Source organism: Methylobacterium sp. E-005 (assembly GCF_022829725.1).
Taxonomy (GTDB): domain Bacteria; phylum Pseudomonadota; class Alphaproteobacteria; order Rhizobiales; family Beijerinckiaceae; genus Methylobacterium.
Genome location: NZ_JAKSYG010000211.1, coordinates 1 through 6,644 on the forward strand (window position 1 = coordinate 1; position 6,644 = coordinate 6,644).

Genomic DNA, 6,644 nt, shown 5'->3' on the forward strand with positions numbered 1-6,644 from the left:
CCGGCGCCAGATCGCAGCCGCGAACCGGATGGCCGGCCTTCACGAGGTTGGCCGCCATGGGGCGGCCCATGTTGCCGAGACCGATGAACCCGATGGTCTGCGCCATCCAACCCTCCCTGTATTGTTGTTGCTCGCCTCTCCCACCCGCCTTCATCCTGAGGGCAGACCAGATCCCCCAAGCGCTCTCCCTCCCCCGCAGAGGGGGGAGGGAAGGCGCGGATGGGAGAAGGCGATGCTTCATCACACCGCCCCCGTGCGCGCGTCCGAGAAAACCGGCTCCGCCCGCTTCTCCAGCCAGCGGGCGATCCGCGCCGGATCGACGGCATCGAGGCTTGCGGGGTTCCAGCGCGGGCTCTTGTCCTTGTCGATCACCGCGGCGCGGATGCCCTCGCGCAGATCGCCCTCCGCCAGGACGGCCAGCGAAGCGTGGAACTCGCGCTCCAGGCAGGCCTCCAGGTTCGGGGAGGCGCGGCCGAGGCGCAGCAGGCAGAGCGTCAGGACGAGGCTCGTCGGCGCCTTGGTCAGCAGGGTTTTCCGCGTCGCTGCCGCGAAATCCGAGCCGTCGGCGGCCAGCGCCGACAGGATCTCGTCGACCATGTCGAAGGCGAAGCACCGGTCGATCACGTCGCGATGCGCGGCCAGCGGCCCCGGGCCGGGATCCTGCGCCAGACGCCCGATCACGTCCCGCACGCCCGCATCCCCGGCATCCGGCGGGAGCGCCGCGAGGGCGTCGATCAGGTCGAGGAGCGATGCAGTTGGCACCAACGCGTCGGCAAAGTTGGAAAAGACCGCGTCGGCGGCGCCCATCGGCTCGCCGGTGAGGCCGAGATAGGTTCCGACCTCGCCCGGCGCCCGGGGCAGCAGCCACGTGCCGCCGACATCCGGGAAATAGCCGATGCCGGTCTCCGGCATGGCGACCCGGGAGCGTTCGGTGACGATCCGGTGGGCGGCATGGCCGGCGAGCCCGACGCCGCCGCCCATGGTGATGCCGTCCATCACCGCGACGAACGGTTTTTCGTACTGGGCGATGCGCGCATCCAGCCGGTACTCGTCCCGCCAAAACCGTTCGGCTTCGACGAGGTCGGTGCTGTCGTAGAGGGTACGCAGATCGCCGCCTGCGCAGAGGCCGCGCTCGCCCTCGCCGGTGAGCAGCACCGCGGCGATGCCGGGATCGGCCGAGAACTGGTCGAGCGCCCGGTCGATTGCGCCCACCATGCCGTGGGTCAGGGCGTTGAGCGCCTTCGGCCGGTCGAGCCGCAGCCGCCCCAGGCCGCCGACGCGCTCGACGATCACATCGCTCATCGGCGGCCTCCGGTCAGCCCGCGGGCGATGATGACCCGCATGATCTCGTTCGTGCCTTCCAGGATCTGGTGGACGCGCAGGTCGCGAACGATCTTCTCGACGCCGTACTCGGCGAGATAGCCGTAGCCGCCATGCAGCTGCAGCGCCTGATTGGCGATTTCGAAGGCCGCGTCGGTGACGTGGCGCTTGGCCATGGCGCAGAGCTGCGTGGCCGCGGGATCCTTGGCGTCCAGCGCGGCGGCCGCGTGGCGCAGGAAGGTGCGCGACACCTCCAGGCTGGTCGCCATGTCGGCGAGCCGGAACTGCAGCGCCTGGAAGTCGGTCAGCTTCGCCCCGAAGGCGCGCCGGTCGCCCATATAGGCGAGCGCCTTGTCGAGGGCCGCCTGCGCGCCGCCGAGCGAACAGGCCGCGATGTTGAGTCGCCCGCCGTCGAGGCCGCTCATGGCGATCTTGAAGCCCTGGCCCTCGGCACCGAGGCGGTTCTCTGCCGGCACCCGGCAGCCGTCGAAGCGCACGGCCCGGGTCGGCTGGGCGTTCCAGCCCATCTTGCGCTCGTCGGCCCCGAAGGAGAGGCCGGGCGTGCCCTTCTCCACCACGATGGCCGAGATGCCCGCCGGGCCGGCCTCGCCGGTGCGGACCATGCAGACGTAGAGGTCGCTGGCGCCGGCGCCCGAGATGAATTGCTTCTCGCCGGTGAGCACGTAATGGTCGCCGTCGCGCTCGGCGCGGGTGCGGAGCGCCGCGGCGTCGGAGCCCGAGCCCGGCTCGGTGAGGCAGTAACTGGCGATCCGCTCCATGCCCATGAGCGAGGGGAGCCAGCGCTGGCGCTGGGCTTCGTCGCCGTAGGTGTCGATCATCCAGGCGCACATGTTGTGGATCGACAGGAACGCCGCCACGGTCGGGCAGCCGGTGCTCAGCGCCTCGAAGATCAGAGTGGCGTCGAGGCGCGACAGGCCGGAGCCGCCGACATCCTCACGGACATAGATGCCGGCCATGCCCAAAGCGGCCGCCGCCCGCAGGGTCTCTACGGGAAACGTCTTATCGCGATCCCAGTCGAGGGCGTGGGGGGCGATGTGCTCGGCCGCGAAGCCGAGGGCCATCTCGCGGATCGCGGTGCGGTCCTCATCGAGCCCGAAACGCATGGGCGTGGCTCCAACAGTTCAGACGGGCGGTGTCCCTCCCCCTCTGCGGGGGAGGGTGGCCCCCGAAGGGGTCGGGAGAGGGGAGCGACGTGTCCGGACAGGGCGCGCCGGGCGCCGCAACCAGCACCGTCGCGCTGCCCCTCTCCCGCCCTGCATCCGCAGGGCACCCTCCCCCGCAGAGGGGGAGGGTTTTTGGCTTACCGCATCGTCGGGATGGAGAACTCAGCCCCACTCTTGATGCCGCTCGGCCAGCGCTGCGTCACGGTCTTGGTCTTGGTGTAGAACCGGATCGAGTCCGGCCCATGCTGGTTCAGGTCGCCGAAGCCCGAGCGCTTCCAGCCGCCGAAGGTGTGGTAGGCGATCGGGACCGGGATCGGCACATTCACGCCGACCATGCCGACATTGACCCGGGCCGTGAAGTCGCGCGCCGCGTCGCCGTCCTGCGTGAAGATCGCGACGCCGTTGCCGTACTGGTGGGTCGAGGGCAGCGCCAGCGCCTCCTCGTAATCCTTGGCGCGCACCACCGAGAGCACGGGGCCAAAGATCTCCTCCTTGTAGATCGTCATGTCGGGGGTCACGCGGTCGAACAGCGAGCCGCCCATGTAGAAGCCGTTCTCGTAGCCCTGGAGCTTGAAGCCGCGGCCGTCGACGGCGAGCTCGGCACCCTCGGCCACGCCCTTGTCGATGTAGCTCGCGACCTTCTGCACGGCCTCCCGGGTGACCAGCGGGCCGTAATCGGCCGAGCCGTCATGCGACGGGCCGATCTTGAGCGACTCCACCCGCGGGATCAGCTTCTCCATCAGGCGGTCGGCGGTCTTCTCGCCCACCGGCACCGCCACCGAGATCGCCATGCAGCGCTCGCCGGCCGAGCCGTAGCCGGCGCCGATCAGCGCATCGACCGCCTGGCCCATATCGGCATCCGGCATGATGATCATGTGGTTCTTGGCGCCGCCGAAGCACTGGGCGCGCTTCCCCGTCTCGGCGGCGCGCACGTAGATGTACTCGGCGATGTGCGAGGAGCCGACGAAGCCCACCGCCTTGATGTCCTCGTCGTCGAGGATCGCGTCAACCGCTTCCTTGTCCCCGTTGACGACGTTGAGGATCCCCGGCGGCAGGCCCGCCTCCAGGAAGATCTCGGCGATGCGGATCGGCACGCTCGGGTCGCGCTCGGACGGCTTCAGGATGAAGGCGTTGCCGCACGCAATGGCCGGCGCGCATTTCCACAGCGGGATCATCGCCGGGAAGTTGAACGGCGTAATGCCGGCAACGACGCCCAGCGGCTGGCGCAGGGAATAGACGTCGATCCCCGGACCGGCGCCCTCGGTGTACTCGCCCTTGAGCAGGTGCGGGATGCCGCAGGCGAATTCCACGACCTCGACGCCGCGCTGGATGTCGCCCTTGGCATCCGGCACCGTCTTGCCGTGCTCGGAGGCCAGCAGCTCGGCCAGCGCATCGTTCTCGCCGCGGATGAGTTCGAGGAAGCGCATCATCACCCGGGCGCGCTTCTGCGGGTTCGTGGCCGCCCAGGCCGGCTGGGCCGCCTTGGCGTTCTCGACGGCGGCGCGCATCTCGGCCTTGCTGGCCAGCGCGACCTTGGCCTGGACCTCGCCGGTCGAGGGGTGGAACACGTCGGCGAACCGCCCGCTCTCGCCGCCGACGTTCCGGCCACCGATGTAATGCCCGATCGTGCGCATGCGCGCCTCCCTGTGATGTGGCGTATGATTTTGGCGCACCCTAACAGGATCGCTTGAGCGATAAAGCTGGATGCGCTTACAGCCGCTGTGCATCGATGCACAGCGGGAGTGCGGCCATGGCCAGGATCGGGCCGAACTGGGACGATCTGCGCTACTTCCTCGCGGTGGCGCGCACCGGCACGCTCAGCGCCGCCGCCGCGCGGCTCGGCACCGAGCACACGACGGTCGGCCGGCGGATCCGCGCGCTGGAGGATGGCCTCGGCGCCCGCCTGTTCCATCGCAGCAACGTGGGCTACGCGCTCTCCGAGGACGGGGCGAACCTGCTCGGCGTCGCCGAGGCGATGGAGAGCGCGTTCCTCTCGGCAAGCGCCGCCACGGGGGCCACCCAGACGGTCTCCGGCACCGTGCGGATCGGTGCGCCGGACGGGTTCGGCAGCGTGTTCCTCGCCCCGCGCATGCATCGGCTGACCGCGCGGCATCCGGGGCTGGAGGTGGAGATCATGGCGACCGCCCGGATCTTCAGCTTGTCCAAGCGCGAGGCCGACATCGTCATCAGCCTGTCCGGGCCACAGCAGGCCCGGGTGGTGGCGCGCCGGCTCACCGATTACCGGCTGTTCGTCTACGCGGCCGAGTCCTACCGCGCCGCTGCGGCGCCGATCACCGAGGTCGCGGACCTCTCCACCCATCCCTTCGTCGGCTACATCGAGGACATGCTGTTCACGCGCGAGCTGAACTACCTGGGCGCCCTGGGGCCTCCGCTCAGCGCGCGCCTGCGCTCCACCAATCTCCTGGCCCAGGTCTACGCGACGCGCGCCGGGGCCGGCCTGTGCGTCCTGCCTGCCTTCATCGCGGCGGCCCATCCCGGGCTGGTGCCGGTGCTGCCCGGGCAGGTTTCGCTGACGCGCGCGTTCCACATGCACATCCACGAGGACCACCGGAAGGCGGCCCATATCCGCGCCGTCGCGAGCTTCATCGCCGCCGAGGTCGAAGCCTCCGGCGCCCTGTTCGCCGGGCCGGCGATGTCAGCACCGGCGGTTTCGCAGGATCCGGCGGCGCCTTAAGATCGGACGAACCCGGCCGATCGGAACAGGCGCCGGGTCGGAGGATCACACCATGGTCGCCTCGATCGCCCTGCCCCGGCTGATGCGCGTCGGCGCCGGCGCCTCGCGGCTCCTGCCGGAGGTGCTCGCCCAGCTCGGCCTGTCGCGCCCCTTCGTGGTGACCGACCCCTATCTCGCCGGCAGCGGCCGGGTGGAGGCCCTCACCGAACGCCTGTCCGGCGCCGGCACCCGCGCCACCGTGTTCGCCGACACGGTGCCCGACCCGACCGTGGCCTCGGTGGAGGCGGCGCTCGCCGCGCTCAAGGCCGGCGACTTCGACTGCGTGGTCGGCTTCGGCGGCGGCAGCCCGATGGACACCGCCAAGGCGGTGGCCGTGCTCGCCCGCCACGGCGGCCACATGCGTGACTACAAGGCGCCCCGCCAGCAGGACGAGCCCGGCCTGCCGATCGTGGCGATCCCCACCACCGCAGGCACCGGCTCGGAGGCGACCCGCTTCACCATCGTGACCGACGAGACCTCCGACGAGAAGATGCTCTGCATCGGGCTGGCTTATCTGCCCGTGGCGGCTCTGGTCGATTACGAGCTGACGCTGACCAAGCCCAAGCGGCTCACCGCCGATACCGGCATCGACGCCCTGACCCACGCGATCGAGGCCTACGTGTCGCGCAAGTCGAACCTGTTCTCGGACGGGCTGGCGCTCCAGGCGATGAAGCTGATCGCGCCGAACCTGCGCCGGGTCTGGACCGATCCCGGCGACCGGGCGGCCCGCGAGGCGATGATGCTCGGCGCGACGCAGGCCGGCATCGCGTTCTCGAATTCCTCGGTGGCGCTGGTCCACGGGATGAGCCGGCCGATCGGCGCGCATTTCCACGTGGCGCACGGGCTATCGAACGCGATGCTGCTGCCGGCGGTCACGTCGTTCTCGGCGCCGGCCGCCATCGACCGCTACGCGGCCTGCGCCCGGGCCATCGGGGTCGCCAAGCCGGAGGCCGACGACCGGTCCGCCGCCGCCGCCCTGGTGGCGGAACTGGAAGCGCTCAACGACGACCTCGATGTGCCCGGCCCTAAGGAATACGGGATCGACCCGGCCCGCTGGGAGGCGCTGCTCCCCACCATGGCGGCCCAGGCGCTGGCCTCCGGGTCGCCGGCCAACAACCCGGTCGAGCCCAGCGCCGAGGAGATCGTCGCGCTGTATCGGCGGGTCTGGGCGGGGGGAGCATGGTTGGGCATAATCGCGTGCCTCCCCCCCCCCCCCTTTGCGGGGTAGGGGGGCCCCCGCGTGAGCGGGGGGCGGGAGAGGGGAGAGCCCGGTTCAGGATCAGGAGCGGCAGGTTCGGAGTCCGCAGCCTCCCTTTGTACCGTCCCGCCCCCTGCCCGACCCCCTTCCGGGGCCACCCTGCACCGCAAAGGGGGGAGAGACAATGCACGGTGACACTTGGGTCGAT

6 protein-coding genes are annotated in these 6,644 nt (G+C 70.7%); 2 read left to right on the top strand and 4 right to left on the bottom strand.

Annotation, left to right across the window (positions count from 1 at the left end):
* From MKK88_RS24785 to MKK88_RS24800, 4 genes are all read right to left on the bottom strand, one after another.
* Positions 1–106: NAD(P)-binding domain-containing protein (locus tag MKK88_RS24785; protein ID WP_244004510.1), on the bottom strand; the 106-nt coding region annotated here is incomplete at its 3' end.
* A gap of 134 nt (positions 107–240) precedes the next feature.
* Positions 241–1,302 (bottom strand): enoyl-CoA hydratase/isomerase family protein, encoded by a 1,062-nt coding sequence (locus MKK88_RS24790; protein WP_244004500.1) that lies wholly within the window; start codon positions 1,300–1,302, stop codon positions 241–243.
* Entirely contained in the window at positions 1,299–2,444 is a 1,146-nt protein-coding gene (locus MKK88_RS24795) for an isobutyryl-CoA dehydrogenase (protein ID WP_244004502.1), read from the bottom strand. Before MKK88_RS24795 ends, MKK88_RS24790 begins: the two co-directional genes overlap by 4 nt.
* 197 nt (positions 2,445–2,641) lie before the next feature.
* The gene (locus MKK88_RS24800) at positions 2,642–4,138 is read right to left on the bottom strand and encodes a CoA-acylating methylmalonate-semialdehyde dehydrogenase (protein WP_244004503.1); all 1,497 of its coding nucleotides are present in this window, start codon (positions 4,136–4,138) and stop codon (positions 2,642–2,644) included.
* Positions 4,139–4,254: 116 nt separating this feature from the next.
* Here MKK88_RS24800 and MKK88_RS24805 point away from each other — a divergent pair, with 116 nt between their 5' ends.
* Entirely contained in the window at positions 4,255–5,199 is a 945-nt protein-coding gene (locus MKK88_RS24805; RefSeq protein ID WP_244004506.1) for a LysR family transcriptional regulator, read from the top strand.
* A 52-nt stretch (positions 5,200–5,251) separates the two neighbouring features.
* The gene (locus MKK88_RS24810) at positions 5,252–6,466 is read left to right on the top strand and encodes an iron-containing alcohol dehydrogenase (protein WP_244004508.1); all 1,215 of its coding nucleotides are present in this window, start codon (positions 5,252–5,254) and stop codon (positions 6,464–6,466) included.
* Positions 6,467–6,644 lie beyond the last annotated feature (178 nt).